Annotated in this window: 25 protein-coding genes; 22 read left to right on the plus strand and 3 right to left on the minus strand. The window is 62.2% G+C overall.

Annotated elements, in window-relative coordinates:
• Positions 1-64: 64 nt before the first annotated feature.
• The 9 genes from coxB (at position 65) to FDP25_RS12135 (ending at position 7,562) form a co-directional block, all read left to right on the plus strand.
• Entirely contained in the window at positions 65-919 is an 855-nt protein-coding gene (coxB, locus tag FDP25_RS12100) for a cytochrome c oxidase subunit II (protein ID WP_154152048.1), read from the plus strand.
• Positions 920-1,001: 82 nt separating this feature from the next.
• Complete coding sequence (gene cyoE / locus FDP25_RS12105) at positions 1,002-1,946, plus strand: heme o synthase (RefSeq protein WP_154152050.1); 945 nt, start codon at positions 1,002-1,004, stop codon at positions 1,944-1,946.
• A gap of 1 nt (position 1,947) precedes the next feature.
• Positions 1,948-2,124 carry a hypothetical protein gene (locus FDP25_RS17070; RefSeq protein ID WP_172982795.1) on the plus strand — a complete coding sequence of 59 codons (177 nt, stop codon included), beginning with the start codon at positions 1,948-1,950 and terminating at the stop codon, positions 2,122-2,124.
• Entirely contained in the window at positions 2,124-2,711 is a 588-nt protein-coding gene (locus FDP25_RS12110; protein ID WP_154152052.1) for a cytochrome c oxidase assembly protein, read from the plus strand. The genes FDP25_RS17070 and FDP25_RS12110 overlap by 1 nt, the downstream gene beginning before the upstream one ends.
• A 26-nt stretch (positions 2,712-2,737) precedes the next feature.
• The gene (locus FDP25_RS12115; RefSeq protein ID WP_154152054.1) at positions 2,738-3,550 is read left to right on the plus strand and encodes a cytochrome c oxidase subunit 3; all 813 of its coding nucleotides are present in this window, start codon (positions 2,738-2,740) and stop codon (positions 3,548-3,550) included.
• A 100-nt stretch (positions 3,551-3,650) separates the two neighbouring features.
• Positions 3,651-4,331, plus strand: coding sequence for an SURF1 family protein (locus FDP25_RS12120; RefSeq protein WP_154152056.1), 681 nt, complete (start codon positions 3,651-3,653; stop codon positions 4,329-4,331).
• Complete coding sequence (thrC, locus tag FDP25_RS12125) at positions 4,331-5,719, plus strand: threonine synthase (protein ID WP_154152058.1); 1,389 nt, start codon at positions 4,331-4,333, stop codon at positions 5,717-5,719. The genes FDP25_RS12120 and thrC overlap by 1 nt, the downstream gene beginning before the upstream one ends.
• Positions 5,716-6,978, plus strand: coding sequence for a M16 family metallopeptidase (locus FDP25_RS12130; protein ID WP_154152060.1), 1,263 nt, complete (start codon positions 5,716-5,718; stop codon positions 6,976-6,978). Before thrC ends, FDP25_RS12130 begins: the two co-directional genes overlap by 4 nt.
• Positions 6,978-7,562: a GNAT family N-acetyltransferase gene (locus FDP25_RS12135; RefSeq protein ID WP_154152061.1), complete on the plus strand. Its 585-nt coding sequence runs from the start codon at positions 6,978-6,980 to the stop codon at positions 7,560-7,562. The genes FDP25_RS12130 and FDP25_RS12135 overlap by 1 nt, the downstream gene beginning before the upstream one ends.
• A gap of 72 nt (positions 7,563-7,634) precedes the next feature.
• On the opposite strand, the gene FDP25_RS12140 is transcribed toward FDP25_RS12135, so the two are convergent.
• Entirely contained in the window at positions 7,635-9,005 is a 1,371-nt protein-coding gene (locus tag FDP25_RS12140; RefSeq protein ID WP_154152063.1) for a multicopper oxidase family protein, read from the minus strand.
• Between the two features lie 61 nt (positions 9,006-9,066).
• Positions 9,067-9,360 carry an HNH endonuclease gene (locus tag FDP25_RS12145; RefSeq protein WP_154152065.1) on the minus strand — a complete coding sequence of 98 codons (294 nt, stop codon included), beginning with the start codon at positions 9,358-9,360 and terminating at the stop codon, positions 9,067-9,069.
• A gap of 76 nt (positions 9,361-9,436) precedes the next feature.
• Between FDP25_RS12145 and FDP25_RS12150 the strand changes: the two genes are divergently transcribed.
• The 5 genes from FDP25_RS12150 (at position 9,437) to FDP25_RS12170 (ending at position 15,082) form a co-directional block, all read left to right on the plus strand.
• Positions 9,437-10,771: a mechanosensitive ion channel family protein gene (locus FDP25_RS12150; RefSeq protein ID WP_154152067.1), complete on the plus strand. Its 1,335-nt coding sequence runs from the start codon at positions 9,437-9,439 to the stop codon at positions 10,769-10,771.
• A complete protein-coding gene (locus tag FDP25_RS12155; protein ID WP_154152075.1) occupies positions 10,768-11,925 on the plus strand; it encodes a TIGR03862 family flavoprotein in 1,158 nt (385 codons plus the stop codon). Before FDP25_RS12150 ends, FDP25_RS12155 begins: the two co-directional genes overlap by 4 nt.
• A 64-nt stretch (positions 11,926-11,989) precedes the next feature.
• On the plus strand, positions 11,990-13,336 hold the full coding sequence (locus FDP25_RS12160; protein WP_154152077.1) for a TldD/PmbA family protein: 1,347 nt from the start codon (positions 11,990-11,992) through the stop codon (positions 13,334-13,336).
• Complete coding sequence (locus FDP25_RS12165) at positions 13,323-14,099, plus strand: inositol monophosphatase family protein (protein ID WP_154152079.1); 777 nt, start codon at positions 13,323-13,325, stop codon at positions 14,097-14,099. Before FDP25_RS12160 ends, FDP25_RS12165 begins: the two co-directional genes overlap by 14 nt.
• 80 nt (positions 14,100-14,179) lie before the next feature.
• On the plus strand, positions 14,180-15,082 hold the full coding sequence (locus tag FDP25_RS12170; protein ID WP_154152081.1) for a DMT family transporter: 903 nt from the start codon (positions 14,180-14,182) through the stop codon (positions 15,080-15,082).
• Here FDP25_RS12170 and FDP25_RS12175 read toward each other — a convergent pair.
• Complete coding sequence (locus FDP25_RS12175; RefSeq protein ID WP_154152083.1) at positions 15,015-15,839, minus strand: glycosyltransferase; 825 nt, start codon at positions 15,837-15,839, stop codon at positions 15,015-15,017. The two genes, FDP25_RS12170 and FDP25_RS12175, sit on opposite strands and share 68 nt — an antisense overlap.
• Positions 15,840-16,281: 442 nt before the next feature.
• Between FDP25_RS12175 and rpsL the strand changes: the two genes are divergently transcribed.
• The 8 genes from rpsL to FDP25_RS12215 all read left to right on the plus strand — a co-directional run bounded on the left by rpsL (position 16,282) and on the right by FDP25_RS12215 (position 22,802).
• Entirely contained in the window at positions 16,282-16,653 is a 372-nt protein-coding gene (gene rpsL / locus FDP25_RS12180; RefSeq protein WP_085818537.1) for a 30S ribosomal protein S12, read from the plus strand.
• Between the two features lie 12 nt (positions 16,654-16,665).
• Positions 16,666-17,136: a 30S ribosomal protein S7 gene (rpsG, locus tag FDP25_RS12185; protein WP_154152085.1), complete on the plus strand. Its 471-nt coding sequence runs from the start codon at positions 16,666-16,668 to the stop codon at positions 17,134-17,136.
• Between the two features lie 19 nt (positions 17,137-17,155).
• Positions 17,156-19,273, plus strand: coding sequence for an elongation factor G (fusA, locus tag FDP25_RS12190; RefSeq protein ID WP_154152087.1), 2,118 nt, complete (start codon positions 17,156-17,158; stop codon positions 19,271-19,273).
• Positions 19,274-19,365: 92 nt separating this feature from the next.
• Positions 19,366-20,541, plus strand: a complete 1,176-nt coding sequence (tuf, locus tag FDP25_RS12195; protein WP_154149366.1) for an elongation factor Tu — start codon at positions 19,366-19,368, stop codon at positions 20,539-20,541.
• A gap of 208 nt (positions 20,542-20,749) precedes the next feature.
• Entirely contained in the window at positions 20,750-21,058 is a 309-nt protein-coding gene (gene rpsJ, locus FDP25_RS12200) for a 30S ribosomal protein S10 (RefSeq protein WP_057795293.1), read from the plus strand.
• Positions 21,059-21,070: 12 nt separating this feature from the next.
• Positions 21,071-21,895, plus strand: a complete 825-nt coding sequence (rplC, locus tag FDP25_RS12205) for a 50S ribosomal protein L3 (RefSeq protein WP_154152089.1) — start codon at positions 21,071-21,073, stop codon at positions 21,893-21,895.
• Positions 21,892-22,509, plus strand: a complete 618-nt coding sequence (gene rplD / locus FDP25_RS12210; protein ID WP_154152091.1) for a 50S ribosomal protein L4 — start codon at positions 21,892-21,894, stop codon at positions 22,507-22,509. The genes rplC and rplD overlap by 4 nt, the downstream gene beginning before the upstream one ends.
• Positions 22,506-22,802: a 50S ribosomal protein L23 gene (locus FDP25_RS12215; protein WP_154152093.1), complete on the plus strand. Its 297-nt coding sequence runs from the start codon at positions 22,506-22,508 to the stop codon at positions 22,800-22,802. Before rplD ends, FDP25_RS12215 begins: the two co-directional genes overlap by 4 nt.
• The last annotated feature ends 296 nt before the right edge of the window (positions 22,803-23,098 follow it).

Consider the following 23,098-nt stretch of genomic DNA (forward strand, 5'->3'; position numbering starts at 1 on the left):
TCCGTCATGAATACGGACCCAACCGCGAATTTAGCAAGAATGCTACAACCGATCAGGGTGAAAAATGCGTAGACTTTCCAGCCTTCTGGCCGCAATGGCCGCCTTCGCAGCCCTTCCCGCGCACGCGCAGGAAGGTCTTGAGATCATTGGCAAACCGACCGATGGTGCCACGGGCTTTCAGCCGGCGGCGACCGAACTGGCGCGGGACTTGCAATGGCTGGATGGCATGATCCTCGTGATCATCACGGCGATCACGATCTTCGTCTGCGCGCTGCTTGTGTTCGTGATGGTCCGGTACAACCGCAAGTCCAACCCGAATTCGGCCAGTTTCACCCACAATTCGCCGATTGAGGTCGCCTGGACGGTGGTGCCGATCCTGATCCTTGTCTTTATCGGTGCGTTCTCGCTTCCTGTCCTGTTCAAGCAACAGGAAATCCCCGATGCGGATGTCACGATCAAGGTGACAGGCAACAAGTGGTTCTGGAGCTACGAATACAGCGATCACGATTTCGGCTTCGATAGCTTCCTTCTGGCGAAAGACGAGTTGGAAGAATACGGCTACAGCCAGAGCGAATACCTGTTGGCCACCGACACCGCCGTGGTCGTGCCCGTGGGCAAGACCATCGTGATGAATGTGACCGGCTCGGACGTGATCCACAGCTGGACCATTCCTGCTTTTGGCGTGAAGCAGGACGCGGTGCCCGGCCGTCTGGCGCAACTTTGGTTCGCACCCGAAAAGGAAGGTATCTATTTCGGCCAGTGCAGCGAACTGTGCGGCAAGGACCATGCCTACATGCCGATCACCGTGAAAGTGGTGAGCGAAGAGGCTTATGAGCAGTGGTTGACCGGGGCGGTTGAGGAATACGCAGGTGATCCTTCGACCTTGCCAAGGGCTGTCGAAGTGGCCTCGGCAGAGTGATCCTAACAGCGGGTGTGCAGTGGTTGCGCACCCCTGATCGGGTTTCAGGCGGCGGAATCGCGCCGCCCTATCGGAGACTACAATGAGCGACGCAAGTCTGAACAGTACGACACAGACGCAGCCGCACGAGGCGCAGTTCGGCGATTATTTCGCGTTGCTGAAGCCGCGTGTGATGACGCTTGTGGTGTTCACGGCCTTCGTGGGGCTGTACGCGGCGCCGGTCGCGACCAATCCTATCATTGGCTTCGTGGCGATCCTGTTCATCGCCGTGGGCGGCGGCGCCTCGGGCGCGCTCAACATGTGGTGGGATTCCGATATCGACCGGATCATGAAGCGCACGCAAAAGCGCCCGATCCCCTCGGGCAAGGTGACCGAGGACGAGGCCTTTGCCATCGGGATCGCGCTGTCAGGCTTCGCGGTGGTGATGCTGTCGCTGGCAACCAACCTCTTGGCGGGGGCGCTGCTGGCCTTCACCATTTTCTTCTACGTGGTGATCTATTCCATGTGGCTCAAACGCTGGACGCCGCAGAACATCGTGATTGGCGGGGCCGCGGGGGCCTTTCCTCCGATGATCGGCTGGGCGGCGGCTACGGGTGGCATCAGTGTGGAATCGGTGCTGATGTTCACCCTGATCTTCATGTGGACACCGCCGCATTTCTGGGCGCTGGCTCTGTTCATGAAAGGCGATTACCACGAGGCGGGCATTCCGATGCTGACGGTCACCCATGGCCGACGCGCCACGCGGGTGCATATCATCGTCTACACCATCCTGCTGGCCATTCTGGCGGTGGGCACGGCGTTTACCGGCGTCGGCGGTCCGTTGTACCTGACGGTGGCGGTCGTGCTGAACGCGCTGTTCGTCAAAGGCTCGGTGGATATCTGGCGGCGGGACGAAGCCATGGCCGAGGCCGATGGTTACGCCGTGGAGAAAAAGTTCTTCAAGCTGTCGCTGCTCTATCTTTTTGCGCATTTCGGCGCGATTGCCTTCGAGGCGGCGCTTGCGCCCTTCGGATTGGGGGGCTGGTAAGATGGCCCTGTCCAGACAGCATGAGATGCACAAACGGCGGTTCAGCCGGAACCTCGGGCTTGGCCTCGTGCTTGGTGGCTTTGTGGCCTTGGTGTTCCTTTTGACCATTGCAAAAGTCACTGATGACGAATTTGCCGTCAAATCACAGACGCAGAACCAGACGCAGGAGGGGAACTGATGGCGATGGACGATAAATCCAAGACGGTTGTACGCCTTCTGGGCGTCGTGCTGACGATGGGGGCGCTGGCTTGGGCTTCGATCCCTCTTTATGATTGGTTCTGCCGGGTAACCGGGTTTGGCGGCGAAACCAGTGTGGCAACCGCTGGAAGTGACGAGATTCTTGATGAAACGATCAAGGTGCGTTTTGACGCCAGCAAGGAGCGCGACTTCCCCTGGGAGTTCAAGCCGTTGCAACGCGAGGTGGAATTGCGCATCGGGGAAACCGGGCTGGCCTTCTACGAGGCTTACAATCCCACAGATGAGCCGATCGCGGGGCAGGCAAGCTATAACGTGGCCCCGTTTGAGGCGGGTGGGTTCTTTACCAAGATCGACTGTTTTTGCTTTAGCCAACAGGTCTTGCAGCCCGGTGAGCGTGTGGAGATGCCCGTGACCTTCTATGTCGACCCCGAGATCGTCACCGACCGGGACGCGAAGTATACGCACACGATCACCCTGTCCTATACCTTCTATCAGATCGACCTGCCCGAAGAGGAACAACAGGCCGCTCTTGATCAAGACAGTAAAACCGATAAAAACTTGAACTAAGACGCCACGAGGGAAAAACACGCGCCATGGCACACGAGAAAAATCACGACTATCATATTCTGCCCCCCTCCATCTGGCCTTTTATGGGGTCGTTGGCCGGGTTCATTATGCTTTTCGGCGCTGTCCTTTGGATGTCGCCCCAAGTCGACAACAACCAGCCGTGGGTTTTCCTGATCGGCTTTGTCGGCGTGCTCTATGTCATGTTCGGCTGGTGGGCCGATGTGGTCCATGAAGGGGAAACGGGTGATCACACGCCGGTTGTCCGGATCGGTCTGCGCTATGGCTTCATCATGTTCATCATGTCCGAGGTGATGTTCTTTGCCGCGTGGTTCTGGAGCTTTTTCAAACACGCCATGTACCCGATGGGTCCGCAAAGCCCCGCGGTGGATGGGGTTTGGCCGCCGGCCGGGATCGAAACCTTCGATCCTTGGCACCTGCCGCTGATCAACACCCTGATCCTGTTGTGCTCGGGCGCGGCTGCCACATGGGCGCACCACGCTTTGGTGCATGAAAACAACCGTGAGGACATGAAGTGGGGCCTGATCATTGCCATCGCACTGGGCGCGATCTTTACCGTGTTCCAGGCCTATGAATACAGTCACGCCGCCTTTGGCTTCTCGGGCAATATCTATGGCGCGAACTTCTTCATGGCGACCGGGTTCCATGGGGCGCACGTGATCATCGGCACGATCTTCCTGTTCGTTTGCCTGATGCGTGTGATGCGCGGCCATTTCACGCCCGAACAGCATATCGGTTTCGAAGCGGCCGCTTGGTACTGGCACTTCGTTGACGTCGTATGGCTGTTCCTGTTCGCCGCCGTTTATATCTGGGGCGGCTAAACGTCAGCGCAAAAAGGGGCGGTTGCAATTCCGCCCCTGAGACGCAAAAAGCAAAGCGCGCGATCCGTCGCGCGCTTTCGTCGTTAAACGGAGCCTGACTTTGGCACGCTATCTTTTTCCCTTGATCCTTGGCCTCGCCGGTATCGCGGTGCTTGTGTCATTGGGTGTATGGCAAACTCAGAGATTGGCGTGGAAAGAGGGGGTTCTGGCCGATATCGAGGCGCGGATCGCGGCCGAACCTGTAGCACTGCCCGCGCAGTTGGACCCTGAGGCAGACCGCTATTTGCCGGTTGAGGTAAGTGGCACGGTGGGCGACAAGGCGCTGCGCGTCTTGGTGAGCCAAAAGCAGGTCGGCGCGGGGTATCGCGTGATTTCTGCGTTTGATACGGGCGGGCGCCGTATCCTGTTGGACCGCGGGTTCATCAAGGTGGCGCAAGAGATCCCCGCCGCCCCCGAGGGCGAGGTGATGGTGCGCGGCAATGTGCATTGGCCGGATGATCGCAATTCCTCAACCCCTGAGAACGATGTTGAGGGCAACACGTGGTTTGCCCGCGACCTAGAGCAGATGGCAGGGGAACTTGAGGCTGAGCCGCTTTTGGTGGTGGCGCGCAAGACGTCGTTTTCCGACGCCCCCGTGACGCCACTGCCCGTCGACACAAGCAACATCCCGAACGATCACCTGGAGTATGCCGTGACATGGTTTGGCCTGGCCGCGATCTGGGCGGTGATGAGTGGTTATTTCCTGTGGCGCATGCGCAAGACAGCAAAAGGCGAGACGTGATGAAATATATCTCGACAAGGGGCAACGCCCCGGTTCTGAGTTTTGAAGAGGCGATGCTGACCGGGCTTGCGCGTGACGGGGGGCTTTACCTGCCGCAAGAAATCCCGGTTATGAGCGCCGGCGATATCGCGGCGCTTGAGGGGCAAAGCTATGAGGAAGTGGCGTTCCGGGTGATGTGGCCCTTCGTCGGTGATGCCTTCACCGAGGAGGAGTTCCGAGGGATCATCGCACGCGCCTATGCGCCCTTCGGTCATGCCGCCCGAGCGCCCTTGGTGCAGTTGGAGCAGGGGCATTTCCTGTTGGAGCTGTTCCACGGTCCGACGCTGGCTTTCAAGGATTTCGCGATGCAGCTGATTGGCCAGCTGTTCGAGTTCTCGCTCAAACGCTCGGGCAGCCGCGTTTGCATCGTGGGCGCCACCAGTGGCGACACTGGCAGCGCCGCGATCGAGGCGTTCCGGGGGCTGGACGCCGTGGATGTGTTTATCCTTTATCCTCATGGCCGGGTGTCCGAGGTGCAACGGCGGCAGATGACGACGCCCGCGGAGGACAACGTGCATGCCTTGGCGCTGGACGGACATTTCGACGATTGTCAGGCCCGGGTGAAAGATATGTTCAACGATTTCGACTTCCGCGATGCGGTGGGCCTTGCCGGTGTCAACTCGATCAACTGGGCGCGGGTTCTGGCGCAGGTGGTCTATTACTTCACCTCTGCCGTGGCGTTGGGTGCGCCGCACCGCAAGGTGAGCTTCACAGTGCCGACCGGCAATTTCGGGGACATTTTCGCAGGCTACATCGCCAAGCGGATGGGCCTGCCGATTGACCGTCTGGTGGTGGCGACGAACCAGAACGATATCCTGCACCGCTGCCTTTCGACCAGCGAATACAAACCCGATGGCGTGATCCCCTCGATCAGCCCGTCGATGGATATTCAGGTGTCCTCGAACTTCGAGAGGGCGCTTTATTACGCCTATAACCAAGATGGCGCGGCGGTGGCGCAACTGATGGATGAACTGAAGGCCGGGGGCTTCAGCGTCAGCCAAGGCGCGCTTCAGGCCCTGCGCGAAAGTTTCGACTCGGGCCGCTGTGACGAGGATGAAACCCGCGCCACCATTCGCAAGGCTTGGGCCGGGATGGGCGAGTTGCTGTGTCCGCACAGCGCCGTGGGCGTCAAGGTGGCCGAAGAACAGCGCCAGACCGGCACCCCGATGATCACGCTGGCCACGGCCCATCCCGCCAAGTTCCCCGCCGCGGTCGAAGAGGCCAGCGGCATGCATCCCCCCTTGCCCGAGCGTATGGCCGACCTGTATGAGCGGTCGGAACGCGTGACCCGGGTCGAGAACGACCTGGGCGCATTGGAAACCCTGATCAAGGAACGGACCGCGCATTGAGTGTCAATCTGACCACGCTGGACAACGGATTTCGCATCGTCACCGAACCCATGCCGGGGCTGCAATCGGCGGCCATCGGGGTATGGGTCATGGCAGGCGCCCGGCACGAACGGGCTGAACAGAACGGCATCGCCCATTTCTTGGAGCATATGGCCTTCAAGGGCACCGAGCGGCGCAGCGCCTTACAGATCGCCGAGGCGATCGAGGATGTGGGCGGCTATATCAACGCCTATACCAGCCGCGAGGTGACGGCTTATTATGCGCGTGTCCTGCAAGAGGATGTGCCGCTTGCCCTAGATGTGGTGGCCGACATCCTGCGCAATCCCACCTTCGATCCGCGCGAGATCGAGGTAGAGCGCGGTGTGATCCTGCAGGAAATCGGGCAGGCACAGGATACGCCTGACGACATCATCTTCGACTGGCTTCAGGAAGAGGCCTATCCCGATCATCCGCTTGGTCGCACGATCCTTGGCCCCGAGGGCCGGGTGCAGGGGTTTACGCGCGATGATCTGGTTGGGTTTGTCGATGAGCATTACGGCCCGGGTCAGATGATCCTGTCGGCGGCCGGTGCCGTGGATCACGAGGCGCTCGTACGTGCTGCCGAGAAGCTCTTTGGCGATATGCCTGCCAAACCCGCGTTCGAGCCCGCCACGGCACGGTTCAAGGGCGGCGAGGCGCGGCACGTGAAGTCGCTGGAACAGGCGCATTTCACACTCGGGTTCGAAAGCCCCGATTACGGCCACCCACAGATTTACGCGGCGCAGATTTACGCCTCGGCCCTCGGTGGCTCCATGTCCTCGCGACTGTTTCAGGAAATCCGCGAAAAGCGCGGGCTGTGCTATACCATTTTCGCGCAGGCCGGGGCCTATGCCGATACAGGCATGATGACGATCTATGCCGGCACCTCTGCCGGTGAAATGGCGCATCTTGCACAGATCACCGTGGACGAGATGAAGCGCGCCGCCGATGACCTCAGCCAAGAGGAGGTGGAACGCGCCCGCGCCCAGATGAAGGCCGGGTTGCTGATGGGGCTGGAAAGCCCCTCGAACCGGGCCGAACGTCTGGCGCGGATGATGCAGATCTGGGGCCGGGTGCCGGACCTGAAAGAGGTGGTCGAGCGGATCGACGCGGTGACCCTGTCGGAGGTCCGCCAACTGGCCGAAACCACTGCCACCACCGCGCCCGCCGCCATGGCGCTATATGGTCCGGTCGAGGCCGCGCCCAGCCTTGCGGCGCTTCAGGACAGGCGCGCGGCGTAATGTTCATCCCGCGCCGGAAAGTCCGGATCGAGACCGAGCGCCTGACCCTGCGGCAGCCGCTTTTGATCGATTTCCGCGACTGGGCCGCGCTGCGCGAGCAAAGCGCCGAGTTCCTCATTCCATGGGAGCCGGTCTGGGCCGCCGACCACCTGACGCGCAAGGGGTTTTCCAACCGGGTGTATTGGGCGCAGAGGGCGATCACCAATGGCTCGGCCCTACCACTGTTCCTGGTCCGGCGCGAGGACGAGCGGCTTTTGGGGGCGATCACGCTCGACAATATCCGCCGCGGCCCGGCGCAGGCCGGCACGCTTGGCTATTGGATCGGGGAGCCCTTCGCGCGGCACGGCTACATGCGCGAGGCCTTGCAGGCGGTGGTCCACCACGCCTTCGGGCGGCTCGACCTGTCGCGGCTCGAAGCGGCTTGCCTGCCGGAAAACACCGCCTCGCGCGGGTTGCTTGAAAAATGCGGCTTCAAATACGAGGGCGTCGCGCAAAGCTACCTGCAAATCAACGGCCGCTGGCGCACCCACGTCCTTTACGCCGCGCTGCGGATGGATCGGCGCGGGCGCACCGACGTGGGCTAAGGCGCCTGGCTTTTTCTTGGCACAAATACCCCGGGGGTTCGGGGGCTGGCCCCCGATGGTGCTCGGTCTGCGTTAACTCACCCTGATCCAGTTCATCATGCCTGACATCTGGTGGCTGGGCATGTGGCAATGGAACATCCAGTCGCCGGGGTTGTGGGCGTTGAACACGACCTCGCGGGTTTCTCCCGGGGCCACGAGGATCGTGTCGCGCCATGGGCCGAAGCCCTCTCCGAACACTTCACGGAAATGCATCCCGTGCAGGTGCATGGCGTGCGGGAAGGCCGTGTTGTTGGTGATCGGAACCCGGATGGTTTCCCCCATGGAAGCTGCAAGAAGTGGTGTATCGCCCATGCCCACCTGTCCGTTGAAGGCCCAGAATTGCCCGGCATCGGCAAGGGCGCCCATGTCCATCTTTTTCCCCTCATACGTGCCGCCCTCGGGCAACCCGCGCATGGCACCGCCTTCCATGAGTAATGGCACAGCGCGGGCGTTTTCCAGGTCTATTTGCGGCATATCGTTCGGGGGCAGGGGCAAGGGCGCAGGGCGGGTTCTTTGCGCGGTTCCAGCCACAGGGAAGGTGGCAAGTGCGAAGGTCCCTTCGCGTTCGACCGAGGCAAGGATCGCCTCGTCACCCGCTTCGGCGGTGATATCGACGATCAGGTCGGTGCGTTGGGCAGGGCCGAGGGTGACGCGATCCACGCGTTCCGGCGTATCCAGTGGCATGGCGTCATGCGCCACAACCCAAGCCTTGAGGCCACGAAACCGAAGGTCGAAAATCCGTGCCGTGGCGGTGTTCACCAGCCGCAGGCGCAATCGCGTGCCGGGGCGCACCGTCTGGCGATGTTCGGGTGTCGCGTTGACGGTGATGTAATTGCCCAACCGACCGGCGTGGGACATATCGTGCCACGCCCCGAAGGAGGGATGGATCACCGCATCCTCGGCGATCCGCCAATCGTCCAGCACCAGAACCCGGTCGTCGTCCACGTCCGGGGCCTCGGGCTCCTCGACCACCAGAACCCCGGCCATCCCGCGCGAGACCTGTTCGGCCGAATTGGTGTGCGGGTGGTACCAGAAGGTCCCGGCATCATTGAGCTTGAACCGATAATCGAAGGTCTCGCCCGGCGCGACGGGCGCCTGTGTGAGGTCCGGCACCCCGTCCATCGCATTGGGCAGGCGCAGCCCGTGCCAGTGAATTGTCGTATCCTGTGCCTCCAGTGCGTTGACCAGTCGTACATCCAGCGTATCGCCTTGCGTATAGCGCAGCATTTCCCCCGGCACCTGCCCGTTGAAGGCCCAGACATCGGTGGCGGCATAGCCCTCCGGGGCCAATTGCCGGGTCGCGGGCGCGGCGGTCAGGTCTTTCCGGGGCGCGGCCAGCGCGGTGTGTGGCAGGGCGGCCAGCGCCGTGGTGGCGGCAAGGAATCTGCGGCGGGTCAGTGGCATGGGCTTTGTCCTCTTGTTGCGGTCAAGATGCGCCTTTTTGTCGTGCGATCAAGGTCTGAGCCTAGCGTTTCCGCCGCCCTCCCGGCGTTTTCGAGTGAAAGCCCGGGGGGCGCTTGGCAATCCAGTTGATGAACCGGGCCAGACGAGGATGGGTGCGCAGGGCCTCGACCGTCGAAAAATCACGCGCCAGTTCGGCCTCGGTCAGGGTGGCGTGGATTTCGTTGTGGCAGATCTGGTGCAACAAAACCGTCGGTCCGCCCTTGCCTCCTTTCAGCTTGGGCACAAGGTGGTGCAGGCTTTGCCGCGCGTCGGGTGGAATGGGGCGCCCGCAAAGCGGGCAAATCGGATGATCCATCGCTTTTTCTTGATCCTTGGGCTTGAGACGGGCAAGAGGATGCCGGTGACGGGCCAAAAGGCAAGAGGTGTTTGGTATGGAGTGGGACGCGCAACCCGAGATCGTTCAGCAAGCCTGGGGGTATGCCTTGCAAGGATGGGAGGTGGCCCAGGGCTGGTTGATGAGCCCCGCAGCGTGGTCACAGTTCGGGCTGTTGATCGGGTCGTACCTGTTGGCGGTGATTCTGAGCCGGAAACTCAAGCCGTGGCTGGGCCGTCTTCTCAGCCCGGATGAGACGCAGCAAGGCGTGTTTTCCAACATCCGGCGCTTCTTGCTGATCTTCGTGCCACTGCTTTTGCCAATGCTGGCCTATGGCTTTACCGGTATAGGTGAGTCTGTCACGCGGTCGCTGTTCGATAGCGGCGCGGTGATCGCCTTCGGCAAGCGGGTGTTCCTGCTGTTGGCGGCGCATATCCTCGTGCGTGACATCATCGGCGATCCGTTCCTCAAGGTCCTTGGCAAATACATCCTGATTCCGGTGGCGGCGCTGCACGCGGTTGGCCTGCTGGAGGTGGTGACCGAGCGGCTTGAGGCGACCATCGTACCGCTTGGCAACATGTCCTTCGATCTGCTCTGGCTGATCAAGGGCGTGGTCATGGGCGCGGTGGTGTTCTGGTTGGGGCGCTGGTCGAACGATCAATCCTCGACCTATATCGAATCCCAGCAAGAAATGCGGCCGGCCACCCGGCAACTGGCGGCCAAGGCTGCCGAGATCGCGATTTTCGGCGCCGCCTTCCTGATCCTGATGAACATCATGGGGATACCGCTTACCTCGCTGGCGGTCTTGGGCGGTGCGATTGGTGTGGGCCTCGGGTTCGGCCTGCAAAAGATCGCGTCGAACTATATCTCGGGCGTGATCCTGTTGCTGGAAGGGCAGGCCACGGTTGGCGACTATGTCGAGCTGGACAACGGCGAGGCCGGGACCATCGTGAAAACCACCGCACGGGCGATGTTCCTGGAAACCTTCGATGGTCGCTGGATCGTGGTCCCGAACGAGGATTTCATCACGACGCGGGTGGTCAACTACTCGGACCAAGGCAGCGCCAATCGCTACGAGGCGCCGTTCTCGGTGTCTTACAACACCGACATCAACCTGATCCCGCCCATGGTGGAAAAGGCCGTGTCGGATCTGCCCTTCATCCTGCAAGAGCCGGATGGCCCGGATTGCGAATTGCGCGCCTTTGGCGACAGCGGGGTGGAGTTTTGTGTCGAGTTCTGGGTGAACGGCATCGACGACGGCAAGAACAAGTTCACCCCGAAGGTGATGTTCGCCATCTGGAACGTCCTGAAAGACAACGGTATCGAAATCCCCTTCCCGCAGCGCGTTGTGCATCACGTGGGTCTGGACAAGGGCGAGCCCCCGGCGGTATGAGCCGCGCCCTGATCATCGGCGCGGGCCCCGCCGGGTTGATGGCGGGGGAGGCTTTGGCGCAGGCGGGCCATGACGTGACCGTGGCCGAGGCCAAGCCGTCACCCGCGCGCAAGTTCCTGATGGCGGGGAAATCGGGGCTGAACCTGACGAAAGATGAAGGGGCCGAGGCCTTCCTCGCCGCTTATGGCGATGCGGCACAGGCGTTGCGTCCGATGCTTGATGCTTTCGGCCCACGTGACGTGATGGCTTGGGCCGAGGGATTGGGCCAGCCGCTGTTCACCGGCAGCACGGGGCGGGTATTTCCCAAGGCGATGAAGGCCTCGCCCCTTCTGCGCGCATGGCTGGCCCGGCTGGAGGGGCAGGGTGTGCGCCTCAACCGCCGCTGGCGCTGGGCCGGATGGGATGGGGAAACCGTTCTGATGGACACGCCCGAGGGGCGCCTGCGCCTGACGCCGGATGCCACCGTCTTGGCCTGTGGCGGGGCCAGTTGGGCACGTTTGGGGTCAGATGGCGCATGGGCCGGGTACATGCCGGATGCGGTGTCCGCCTTCAAAACTGCCAATATGGGATTCCAGGTGGCGTGGTCCGATCACATGCGCCGCCATTTCGGCACCCCTGTCAAAGGCGTTGCCCTGCATGCAGGGGCGATCACCTCGCGCGGTGAGATCGTGATTTCCGAGCGGGGTATAGAGGGCGGCGGTATTTATTCAGTGTCCGCAGCAATGCGCGAGGGCGCGCCGCTGGTCCTTGACCTGCTGCCCGATCTGGACGTGAACACGGTGCGCCAACGGCTTTCCCGCCCACGCGGCAAGGACAGCCTCAAGAACCACCTGCGCAAGACGCTGAAGCTGGACCCGGTGAAACAGGCGCTGTTGATGGAATTCGCCCGCCCCTTGCCGGAGGATCTGGCGCCGGTGCTCAAGGCATTGCCCATCCCCCACCAAGGCCCGCGCCCCATGGACGAGGCGATTTCGACAGCGGGCGGGCTGCGGTTCGATGCACTCGACAAGGGGCTGATGCTGCGTGACCGGCCCGGCACCTTCGCTGCCGGGGAAATGCTGGATTGGGAGGCGCCGACGGGGGGGTACCTTCTGACAGCCTGCTTCGCCACGGGGCTATGGGCCGGGCAGCACGCGGCGAAATGGCTGACCTGACGGGCCACGTTGCAATTTCGTATTTGCGGGGCTACCTCCTGTTCGGCAACAGGAGGCCCATCGCATGACCCGACCGCTGGATGATCTTACCCACGCGCTTTTGGAGGCCGCTCGTACCGCGGGGGCCGAGTCCGCCGATGCCATGGCGGTGCGCGGCACGTCCCTGAGTATCGACGTACGCGGCGGAGAACTGGAACAGGCCGAGCGCGCCGAGGGTGTGGATTTGGGGCTGCGCGTTCTGGTGGGGCAGCGGCAGGCTTGCGTGTCGTCCTCGGATGAACGCCCCGAGACCATCACAGCACTGGCCGAACGGGCCGTCGCCATGGCGCGCGAGGCGCCGGAGGACCCCTTCATCGGTCTGGCCGGCCCTTCGCAACTGGCGCAGGATTGGGATATCGCGGCGCTGGAACTGGCCGATGACAGCCCCGAACCCGCGCCCGGGGCCTTGCAGGACGATGCCCGCCGGGCCGAGGCGGCGGCGCAGGCCGTCGAGGGCGTGACGCAGGTGCAATCGGCCAGCGCGGGCTATTCCGCGCGTGAGATTTACATGGCCGCGACCAATGGATTTGCCGGGGGGTACAGGCGCACCGACCGGGCGCTGGGCTGCGTCGCCATCGCCGGCGAAGGCACCGGGATGGAGCGCGACCACGATGGCGACAGCCGGATTTTTCAGGCCGACCTGCGCGATGCCGAAGACATCGGCCGCACCGCCGGGGAACGCGCCGTCAGCCAACTGGGCGCGCGCAAGCCGCGCACTGGCGCTTATCCGGTGTTGTTCGATGAACGTATCGCGGCCTCGCTTATCGGGCATCTTCTGGCGGCCAGCAATGGCGCGGCCATTTCGCGGGGGTCGTCGTGGTTGCTGGGCAAGCTGGGCGAGGAGGTTCTGCCCAAGGGTCTGTCCCTGATCGAAGACCCGCACCGCCCCCGCGCCATGGCCTCGCGCCCCTTCGATGCCGAGGGCCTGCCGACGCGCAAACGCGCACTGGTGGACGATGGGGTTCTGACCGGTTGGACGCTGGACCTTGCCAATGCCCGCAAGCTTGAGATGGACAGCACCGGCAACGCCAAGCGCGGCACCTCTTCGGCCCCCAGTCCGGGCAATTGGAACGTGGCGCTGACCCAGGGCGCGCAAAGCCGCGAGGACCTGATCGCGCAAATGGGAACGGGCCTGATCGTGACCTCGATGATCGGCGCGACGATCAACCCCAACACCGGCGACTATTCGCGCGGGGCCAGCGGGTTCTGGGTGGAAAACGGCGAGGTCGTGCATCCCGTCAACGAGATCACCATCGCCGGGTCGCTGCCCGAGATGCTGCGCCGCATGACGCCTGCAAACGACGCCCGCCCATGGCTGAGCCGGGTGGTGCCGTCGCTTCTGGTCGAGGGGTTGACCCTTGCCGGCGAGTGATCTGCCCCTTTTGATCGAGGCCGCGCAGGAGGCGGGCCTGATCGCCACGCGCTATACCGGCGACAGCGCCAAGCGCTGGGACAAGCCCGGCGGCCTTGGCCCGGTGACCGAGGCCGACATGGCCGTGAACGAGATGCTAGAGCGTGATCTGCGCGCCGCCCGGCCCGATTATGGCTGGTTGTCGGAAGAAACCGAGGATGGCGCCGCGCGTCTGGGGCGCGAGCATGTGTTCATCATCGACCCCATCGACGGCACCCGCAGTTTCATCGACGGCTCGGCCACTTGGGCGCATTCTTTGGCCGTGGCCGAGGCGGGCATCGTCACGGCGGCGGTGATCTATTTGCCCCTGCGGAACAAGCTTTATGCCGCCGCCGCGGGGCAGGGGGCGACGCTGAACGATGCGCCGATCACCGTCAGCACCCGCAGCCGCCTTTCCGGTGCCCATGTCATCGCCGCGAAACCAAACCTTGACCCCGGGAACTGGAAGGCCGGGCGTGTGCCCGACGTGGCCCGCGCGCACCGGCCCTCGCTGGCTTACCGGCTCAGCCTCGTGGCCGAGGGGCGGTTCGATGCCATGCTGACCCTGCGGCGCAGCTGGGAATGGGACATCGCCGCAGGTGACCTGATCCTGCGCGAGGCCGGGGCGGTGACCAGTGATCGCAAGGGCAACCCTCTTTGCTTCAACAATGCCGAACCCCTGCTGAACGGCGTGGTAACGGCCAATCCCGCGCTGCACCGGGCGATCCTGTCCGAGCTAAGCTAGGCGATAATCTCGCGATGGGGGTTGCCGGGGCTGACGATCCGGGTCTAATGGCAGGACATTCCCAAGACCCGGACCCACCCATGACACGATCCGACAACCTGACCGGCGCGATCCTGATGATGGCCTCGATGGCCAGCTTCACGATCAACGATACCTTCATGAAGGCGTTGGCCGGGGAGGTGCCGTTGTTTCAGGTGCTCTTTCTGCGGGGGATTTTCACCACGGTTGCCGTGGCCGGAATCGCCTGGTGGATGGGGGCCTTGTTCGCCCGCGTCTCGCGGCGCGATGCCGGTAGTATCCTCTTGCGCATGGTGGGCGAGATCGGGTCGGCCTATTTTTTCCTTACCGCGCTGTTCAACATGCCCATCGCCAACATGACGGCGATCCTTCAGGCGTTGCCGCTGACCATCACGCTGGCCGCGGCTCTTGTGTTCGGCGATCCCATCGGCTGGCGGCGGATGTCGGCGATCCTGATCGGGTTCGTCGGTGTCATGCTGATCGTGCGGCCGGGGGCCGAGGATTTCACGGTCTATTCGATCTATGCGCTGGTCGCCGTGGGCTTCGTCACGCTGCGCGATTTGGCCACCCGGCGGCTGTCCAAGGAAACGCCGACGATGCTGGTGACAGTCATCACCTCGACCTCGATCATGATCTTTTTCGGGCTGGCCAGCCTGACAATCGACTGGGCGCCCATGGATGCGCGCGCCTACGGCCTGACCTTCGGGGCGGCGGTGATGATCATCGGCGGCTATCTCTTTTCGATCATGGTGATGCGGGTGGGCGAGATCAGCTTTATCGCGCCCTTCCGCTATACCGGGTTGATCTGGGCGCTTCTGCTGGGCTGGCTTGTCTTCGACGAATGGCCCGGTCCGGTCACCCTTCTGGGGGCGGCGATCGTCGTGGGGTCGGGGATGTTCATGCTGTATCGCGAAGCACAGCTTGGCCGCCAAACACGCTTTTCACATGGGCCTCGTCCACGTTGAATTTTGCGCGCAGCAGGTCCAACTGTGCAGGCGTGGCCGGTGCGGGTTTGTCCTTGCGGTTCGAGGCATTGGAATCGTTGTCGCCATGCACGGCGCGGATATACATCGGCATCCCCGGGTCAATCAGCGTCGGCATGGTTTCATGCAGCTTGTGATGCCCATAGTTCATGATCGTCTTCTTCGCCCCGGGTTTGAACAGGGCCGCAAGGCCACAGGCCAGGAAGGGAATCTGCACCTCGCGCAGGCGGATACCCTCGGGCGATAGCGCGGCCTCGAAGCCGCTGGAGAATTCAAAGACCATGTTCTGCCATGGCTGGCGCATGGGGGCGGACCGCCCGGCCAGACGTCGGATCGCCCGGACAAAGTTTACCCCCACCGCATCGTCGTCATCCAGACGGAATTGCAGGGATTCCTCGGTATCCTCGCCCAGTTCCGCCTTGATGGCGGCCTGCATGGCATAGCGGTGCTTGACAGGCTCCATCTCGACGATCCTGATCTGTTTTACCGGCGCGGTGATGTCGTGGAGCCGGTCGAGATAGGGCTTGGGCATTCGCGGCCCGATCACGATAAGGAAGGTAAATCGCGGGTCCCTCTGCGCCGCGATCGACGGAAGGGTCAGGGTTTCGAAATGGTTGAACCGAAGGTCCATGCGCTCGGGCTGATATAGGTAAGCCTCGCGTTCTTCCACGCTGTCGTGCATCCGTTTGAACCCGCCAAGGGCAGGGTAGGAAAATCGGCATAATCCGATGACGCGCATCGCGGCCCTCACTTGCATGTACTGCGGGGCATGGTGACAAATGCATGGGGCGCAAACAAGGCCAAAGGCAGGCGTTTGGATGCAAACCGCGACCGCGCATTCAGACTTGTCACCCCGTAAAACCACCCGTACACGGTCGCTCCGGGCCCGCGATGCCGCAGGCGAAAAGGGCCATGGAAGCGGCAGTTGACAACCCTCGCGACTCCCCCTATACGCGCCTCATCCCGGCGAGGGGGTCGCCCCGGTGCCGAACTCAAGATTGAAGTGGTCAAGATCCAGGCGCTTTTATATGCCTCGATCCTCTGGGAACCAACCGCGTCGTTCACCTCGGAATGGGAACGAATGCGGCATTTGCGTTTTGCGGACGCGTAAGGCGCTGAAAGTTTAACCGCACGCATCCGCGTGCAAGACACATGTGTTGCAAGACGGGGAAAGAGACCCAATGCCAACGATCCAACAGCTGATCCGCAAGCCGCGGCAGCCCAAAATCAGAAGTCAGAAGTCCATGCACCTGCAGGGGTGCCCTCAGAAGCGTGGCGTCTGCACGCGCGTCTATACCACGACGCCGAAAAAGCCGAACTCGGCCATGCGGAAGGTTGCCAAGGTGCGCCTGACCAACGGCTTCGAAGTCATCAGCTATATCCCCGGTGAAAGCCACAACCTTCAGGAGCACTCGGTTGTCCTGATCCGTGGCGGCCGTGTGAAAGACCTTCCCGGTGTGCGCTACCACATCCTGCGCGGTGTGCTTGACACGCAAGGCGTCAAGGATCGGAAACAGCGCCGCTCGAAATACGGCGCCAAGCGTCCGAAGTAAGAGGAATAACAGATGTCCCGTCGTCACGCCGCTGAAAAACGTGAAATCCTGCCCGACGCCAAGTATGGCGACCGGGTTCTTTCGAAGTTCATGAACAACCTGATGATCGATGGTAAGAAATCGGTCGCGGAAAAGATCGTGTACAACGCCCTCGACCGTATCGAAGACAAGGTCAAGCGCGCCCCGGTCGAACTGTTCCACGAAGCTCTGGACAACATCAAACCCGCCGTCGAGGTCCGCTCGCGCCGTGTGGGTGGTGCCACCTATCAGGTGCCCGTCGAAGTCCGCCCCGAGCGCCGCGAAGCTCTGGCGATCCGCTGGCTGATCACCGCCTCGCGCTCGCGCAACGAAAACACGATGGAAGAACGCCTTGCTGGTGAGCTGCTGGACGCAGTCAACAGCCGCGGCTCCGCCGTGAAAAAGCGCGAAGACACTCACAAGATGGCCGAGGCGAACAAAGCCTTCAGCCATTACCGCTGGTAAACCCTAGAGGCATTACACCATGGCACGCGATTATCCGCTCGAACGCTACCGCAACTTCGGCATCATGGCGCATATCGACGCAGGCAAGACCACCTGCTCGGAGCGCATCCTGTTCTACACCGGCAAATCCCACAACATCGGTGAGGTGCACGATGGTGCGGCCACCATGGACTGGATGGAGCAGGAGCAGGAACGCGGTATCACCATCACGTCGGCTGCGACCACCACCTTCTGGGAGCGCACCGAAAACGGCACCGAGCCCGATTCCGAGAAACACCGCCTGAACATCATCGACACCCCCGGCCACGTTGACTTCACCATCGAAGTCGAACGTTCGCTGGCCGTGCTCGACGGTGCCGTCTGTGTTCTCGACGGGAACGCCGGTGTCGAGCCGCAGACCGAAACAGTTTGGCGTCAGGCCGACCGTTACAAGGTTCCGCGTATCGTTTTCGTCAACAAGATGGACAAGATCGGCGCAGACTTCTTCAACTGCGTGCGCATGATCGAAGACCGCACCGGCGCCACTGCCGTTCCGGTTGGTATCCCGATCGGTGCCGAAAGCGATCTGGAAGGTCTGATCGACCTCGTGACCATGGAAGAGTGGCTCTGGCAGGGCGAAGATCTGGGCGCATCCTGGATCAAGGCCCCGATCCGTGATGAGCTCAAGGACATGGCCGACGAATGGCGCGGCAAGATGATCGAACACGCCGTCGAGCAAGACGACGACGCGATGGAAGCCTACCTTGAAGGCGAAGAGCCCGACGTGCCGACCCTGCGCAAACTGCTGCGCAAAGGCACCCTGTCGCTCAGCTTCGTTCCGGTTCTGGGTGGGTCGGCCTTTAAAAACAAAGGTGTTCAGCCGCTGCTCAACGCCGTGATCGACTATCTCCCCAGCCCGCTGGACGTTGTCGATTACATGGGCTTCGCCCCCGATGACGAAACCGAGACCCGTGACATCGCGCGCCGCGCCGATGACAGCATGCCGTTCTCGGGCCTGGCGTTCAAAATCATGAACGACCCCTTCGTCGGTTCGCTGACCTTCACGCGCATCTACTCGGGTGTCCTGAACAAGGGTGACACCATCCTGAACGCGACCAAGGGCAAGAAAGAGCGCATCGGTCGTATGATGATGATGCACTCCAACGACCGGAGCGAGATCGAAGAGGCCTTCGCCGGCGACATCATCGCCCTGGCCAGCCTGAAAGACACCACCACGGGTGACACGATCTGTGATCCCAAGGCGCCTGTCGTTCTGGAAACCATGACCTTCCCCGATCCGGTGATCGAAATCGCGGTCGAGCCGAAGACCAAGGGTGACCAGGAAAAAATGAGCCAGGGCCTGCAACGCCTGGCCGCAGAAGACCCCTCCTTCCGGGTGGAGACCGACCTCGAGTCCGGTCAGACCATCATGAAAGGCATGGGCGAACTGCACCTCGACATCCTGGTTGACCGCCTGAAGCGCGAGTTCAAGGTCGACGCGAACATCGGTGCGCCGCAGGTGGCCTATCGTGAGACCATCGGTCACGAAATCGAACACACCTACACCCACAAGAAACAGTCGGGTGGTTCGGGTCAGTTCGCCGAAGTGAAGATGATCATCTCGCCCACCGAAGCCGGTGAAGGCTACTCCTTCGAATCCCGCATCGTCGGTGGCTCGGTGCCCAAGGAATACATCCCGGGCGTTGAAAAAGGCATCGAATCGGTCATGGATAGCGGCCCGCTGGCCGGCTTCCCCGTGATCGATTTCAAGGTCGCCCTGATCGACGGTAAGTTCCACGACGTGGACTCCTCGGTCATGGCCTTTGAAATCGCGGCGCGGATGTGCATGCGCGAAGGTCTCCGCAAGGCCGGTGCGAAACTGCTGGAACCGATGATGAAGGTCGAAGTGATCACGCCGGAAGAATACACCGGCTCCATCATCGGCGACCTGACCTCGCGTCGTGGCCAGGTTTCGGGGCAAGAGCCGCGCGGCAACGCCATCGCGATCGACGCCAACGTACCGCTGGCCAACATGTTCGGCTACATCAACACGCTGCGCTCCATGTCTTCGGGCCGCGCGCAGTTCACGATGCAGTTCTCGCATTACGACCCGGTCCCGTCGAACATCTCGGAAGAGATTCAGGCGAAATACGCATAACCGTCGGTGCGCCCTGAGGGCGCACCCTACATCCACCCGTAGGGTGCGCAGGGACGCGCACCGCACGACAAAAGAAAGAGGGAGCCAAGACCATGGCAAAGGAAAAGTTTGACCGTTCGAAACCGCACGTGAACATCGGGACGGTTGGTCACGTTGACCACGGCAAGACGACGCTGACGGCGGCGATCACGAAGTATTTCGGTGATTTCCGTGCATATGACCAGATTGACGGCGCGCCGGAAGAGAAGGCCCGCGGGATCACGATTTCGACGGCCCACGTCGAATACGAGACCGAGAACCGTCACTACGCGCACGTCGACTGCCCCGGCCACGCGGACTATGTGAAGAACATGATCACCGGCGCGGCGCAGATGGACGGCGCGATCCTGGTTGTGAACGCGGCCGACGGCCCGATGCCGCAGACCCGCGAGCACATCCTGCTGGCCCGCCAGGTCGGCGTGCCCGCGCTGGTCGTGTTCCTCAACAAGGTTGACCAGGTTGACGACCCCGAGCTGCTCGAGCTGGTGGAAATGGAAGTTCGCGAACTGCTGAGCGACTACGACTTCCCGGGCGACGATATCCCGATCATCGCCGGTTCGGCGCTGGCGGCGATGGAAGGCAACAACCCGGAAATCGGCGAAGAGAAGATCCGCGAGCTGATGGCCGCCGTGGACGATTACATCCCCGCGCCGGAGCGTGACGTCGACAAGCCGTTCCTGATGCCGATCGAAGACGTGTTCTCGATCTCGGGTCGTGGTACGGTTGTGACCGGCCGTGTCGAGCGTGGCGTGATCAACGTTGGCGACGAGATCGAGATCGTCGGCATCCGCGACACCAAGAAGACGACCTGCACCGGCGTTGAAATGTTCCGCAAGCTGCTGGATCGCGGCGAAGCGGGCGACAACATCGGCGCGCTGCTGCGCGGTGTGGACCGTGACGGCGTTGAGCGTGGTCAGGTTCTGTGCAAGCCGGGATCGGTGACGCCGCACACCAAGTTCGAAGCCGAGGCCTATATCCTGACCAAGGAAGAAGGCGGTCGTCACACGCCGTTCTTCGCGAACTACCGTCCGCAGTTCTACTTCCGCACGACCGACGTGACCGGCACCGTGACGCTGCCCTCGGGCACCGAGATGGTGATGCCGGGCGACAACCTGAAGTTCGAGGTTGAGCTGATCGCGCCGATCGCCATGGAAGATGGTCTGCGCTTCGCCATCCGCGAAGGCGGCCGCACCGTCGGCGCCGGCGTCGTGTCGAAAATCATCGAGTAAGGTCGAAATTCGGCTCGCCGAATTTCTGGCCGGGGTGACAGGTGAATTGCGAAGCAAATCACCGAGAACCCAAGCAAGATGAAAAGAAAACCAAGTCCCGGGCCACTGGTCCGGGATTTGCCCGGACAGCCCGGGACCCGTTCGAAGAGGGGGGCTGGATGCTCTGGCCGTCCTCCTATCAACTTTAACGCCGCGAAAGGCTACTAACATGCAAAGCCAAAATATTCGCATCCGGCTTAAGGCATTTGACTACCGCGTTCTGGACGCCAGCACGCAGGAAATCGTCAATACCGCCAAACGCACCGGTGCAGACGTGCGCGGGCCCATCCCGCTGCCGAACAAGATCGAGAAGTTCACTGTTCTGCGTGGCCCGCACGTGAACAAGAAATCCCGCGATCAGTTCGAGATCCGGACGCACAAGCGCCTTCTCGACATCGTCGATCCGACGCCGCAGACCGTGGACGCGCTGATGAAGCTCGACCTCGCCGCCGGCGTGGACGTGCAGATTTCGGTTTAAGGAGGGCAAGAGATGTTGCGCTCTGGTATTATCGCGAAAAAAGTCGGCATGACCCGGCTTTTCATGGAAGACGGACGGCAGATTCCTGTCACCGTTCTTCAACTGGACAAACTTCAGGTGGTCGCACAGCGCACCGCCGATCAACACGGCTACTCGGCGGTTCAGCTGGGTGCAGGCTCGGCCAAGGCCAAGCGTGTGAGCAAAGCCATGCGCGGTCACTTCGCGACCGCCAAGGTCGAGCCCAAGCGCAAGGTTGCCGAATTCCGTGTCGATCCGGAAAACCTGATCAACGTGGGTGAAGAAATCACCGCCAACCATTACTTCGAAGGGCAGTTCGTGGACGTCTGCGGCACCTCGATCGGTAAAGGGTTCGCCGGTGGCATGAAGCGCCACAACTTCAGCGGTCTGGAAATGACCCACGGTGTTTCGATCTCGCACCGGTCGCACGGTTCGACCGGCCAGTGTCAGGACCCGGGCAAGGTTTTCAAAGGCAAGAAGATGGCCGGCCACATGGGCGCGGCCCGCGTGACCACGCAGAACCTTCAAGTCGTCAAGACCGACGCCGACCGTGGCCTGATCATGGTCAAGGGTGCCGTTCCCGGCGCCAAGGGTGGCTGGGTCACCGTGAAAGACGCGGTCAAGAAACCGTTCCCCGAGAACGCGATCCTGCCCGCCGCTCTGAAATCCGCAGCCGAAGAAGCCGCGAAAGCCGCTGAAGAGGCCGCAGCCCAGGCCGCAGCCGAAGAAGCCGCTGCCGCCGAAGCCGCCGCTGCCGAGCAAGCCGCACAAGAAGCCGCTGCCGAAGCAGAGGCCGAGAAGAAGGAAGGCGAAGAATGAAACTCGACGTGATCAAACTGGACGGCGGCAAGGCCGGCTCGGTCGATCTGGGCGAAGACATCTTCGGCCTGGAACCGCGTGCCGACATCCTGCACCGCGTGGTCCGCTGGCAGCGCAACAAGGCGCAGGCTGGCACCCACAAGGTCAAGACCCGCTCGGAAACCAGCTACTCGACCAAGAAGATCTACCGCCAGAAGGGCACCGGTGGCGCGCGCCACGGCGACCGCAACGCGCCGATCTTCCGCAAGGGTGGTATCTACAAGGGCCCGACGCCCCGCAGCCACGCGCATGAGTTGCCCAAGAAGGTTCGCCAACTGGGCCTCAAGCACGCGCTGAGCGCCAAGGCGAAAGCCGGTGAGCTGGTGGTGATCGACACCGCCGAAACCGATGGCAAGACCAAGACCCTGGCCAAGCAGGTCAAGGATCTGGGCTGGAAACGCGCTCTGATCATCGACGGCGCAGAGGTGAACGAGGGCTTCGCCCGCGCCGCTGCCAACATCGACGGTCTGGACGTGCTGCCCAGCGTCGGCGCAAACGTCTATGACATCCTCAAGCGTGATACCCTCGTGATCACCAAGGCGGGTGTCGAAGCACTGGAGGCTCGTCTGAAATGAGCGCAGAAGCCAAACACTACGATGTGATCCGCAAGCCGGTGATCACCGAGAAGGCCACCATGGCGTCGGAAGCGAACGCCGTTGTCTTCGAGGTGCACATGGACGCCAACAAACCCCAGATCAAAGAGGCCATCGAGGCGCTCTTCGGTGTGAAGGTCAAAGCGGTCAACACCACGATCACCAAAGGCAAGCAAAAGCGTTTCCGTGGCCAGCTTGGCCGCCGCAACGACGTGAAAAAGGCCTATGTCACCCTCGAAGAGGGCAACACCATCGACGTGACGACTGGTCTTTAAGTCGCCTTTGCGGATGATGAATTTAAGCCCCGGCTGCGCAAGTGGCCGGGGTTTTCTTATCGTGGCGCGGAATCTAGGCGCGTTGCGCCACCGCGCGCGTCGCCGCTGGTGGTCGGGCGGCATATGGCGCAAGCCCATTGTTTTCTGGGCCAAACCCCTTGACCCGCACCGCCCGCTCCCCTATCAGACCCCATCGCCGTGCCCCGGATTCGTCCGGGGCTCTGCTTTTGTTCGTAAGAACAGCAAGAACCGGGGACCTACGGGGCCTCATACCATCGGCCACCTTCGGGGGGCTA

This window comes from Roseovarius bejariae, from assembly GCF_009669325.1.
GTDB classification, from domain to species: Bacteria; Pseudomonadota; Alphaproteobacteria; order Rhodobacterales; family Rhodobacteraceae; genus Roseovarius; species Roseovarius bejariae.

What these genes read in the sequence shown, in the direction of transcription:
- rplD (WP_154152091.1), top strand. Translation starts at nt 21,892, where the DNA reads ATGAAACTCGACGTGATCAAACTGGACGGCGGCAAGGCCGGCTCGGTC.
- thrC (WP_154152058.1), top strand. Translation starts at nt 4,331, where the DNA reads ATGAAATATATCTCGACAAGGGGCAACGCCCCGGTTCTGAGTTTTGAA.
- FDP25_RS12115 (WP_154152054.1), top strand. Translation starts at nt 2,738, where the DNA reads ATGGCACACGAGAAAAATCACGACTATCATATTCTGCCCCCCTCCATC.
- tuf (WP_154149366.1), top strand. Translation starts at nt 19,366, where the DNA reads ATGGCAAAGGAAAAGTTTGACCGTTCGAAACCGCACGTGAACATCGGG.
- FDP25_RS12215 (WP_154152093.1), top strand. Translation starts at nt 22,506, where the DNA reads ATGAGCGCAGAAGCCAAACACTACGATGTGATCCGCAAGCCGGTGATC.
- FDP25_RS12160 (WP_154152077.1), top strand. Translation starts at nt 11,990, where the DNA reads ATGACCCGACCGCTGGATGATCTTACCCACGCGCTTTTGGAGGCCGCT.
- rpsJ (WP_057795293.1), top strand. Translation starts at nt 20,750, where the DNA reads ATGCAAAGCCAAAATATTCGCATCCGGCTTAAGGCATTTGACTACCGC.
- rpsG (WP_154152085.1), top strand. Translation starts at nt 16,666, where the DNA reads ATGTCCCGTCGTCACGCCGCTGAAAAACGTGAAATCCTGCCCGACGCC.
- FDP25_RS12175 (WP_154152083.1), bottom strand. Translation starts at nt 15,839, where the DNA reads ATGCGCGTCATCGGATTATGCCGATTTTCCTACCCTGCCCTTGGCGGG.
- FDP25_RS17070 (WP_172982795.1), top strand. Translation starts at nt 1,948, where the DNA reads ATGGCCCTGTCCAGACAGCATGAGATGCACAAACGGCGGTTCAGCCGG.
- coxB (WP_154152048.1), top strand. Translation starts at nt 65, where the DNA reads ATGCGTAGACTTTCCAGCCTTCTGGCCGCAATGGCCGCCTTCGCAGCC.
- FDP25_RS12145 (WP_154152065.1), bottom strand. Translation starts at nt 9,360, where the DNA reads ATGGATCATCCGATTTGCCCGCTTTGCGGGCGCCCCATTCCACCCGAC.
- FDP25_RS12135 (WP_154152061.1), top strand. Translation starts at nt 6,978, where the DNA reads ATGTTCATCCCGCGCCGGAAAGTCCGGATCGAGACCGAGCGCCTGACC.
- rplC (WP_154152089.1), top strand. Translation starts at nt 21,071, where the DNA reads ATGTTGCGCTCTGGTATTATCGCGAAAAAAGTCGGCATGACCCGGCTT.
- cyoE (WP_154152050.1), top strand. Translation starts at nt 1,002, where the DNA reads ATGAGCGACGCAAGTCTGAACAGTACGACACAGACGCAGCCGCACGAG.
- fusA (WP_154152087.1), top strand. Translation starts at nt 17,156, where the DNA reads ATGGCACGCGATTATCCGCTCGAACGCTACCGCAACTTCGGCATCATG.
- FDP25_RS12150 (WP_154152067.1), top strand. Translation starts at nt 9,437, where the DNA reads ATGGAGTGGGACGCGCAACCCGAGATCGTTCAGCAAGCCTGGGGGTAT.
- FDP25_RS12170 (WP_154152081.1), top strand. Translation starts at nt 14,180, where the DNA reads ATGACACGATCCGACAACCTGACCGGCGCGATCCTGATGATGGCCTCG.
- FDP25_RS12140 (WP_154152063.1), bottom strand. Translation starts at nt 9,005, where the DNA reads ATGCCACTGACCCGCCGCAGATTCCTTGCCGCCACCACGGCGCTGGCC.
- rpsL (WP_085818537.1), top strand. Translation starts at nt 16,282, where the DNA reads ATGCCAACGATCCAACAGCTGATCCGCAAGCCGCGGCAGCCCAAAATC.
- FDP25_RS12155 (WP_154152075.1), top strand. Translation starts at nt 10,768, where the DNA reads ATGAGCCGCGCCCTGATCATCGGCGCGGGCCCCGCCGGGTTGATGGCG.
- FDP25_RS12110 (WP_154152052.1), top strand. Translation starts at nt 2,124, where the DNA reads ATGGCGATGGACGATAAATCCAAGACGGTTGTACGCCTTCTGGGCGTC.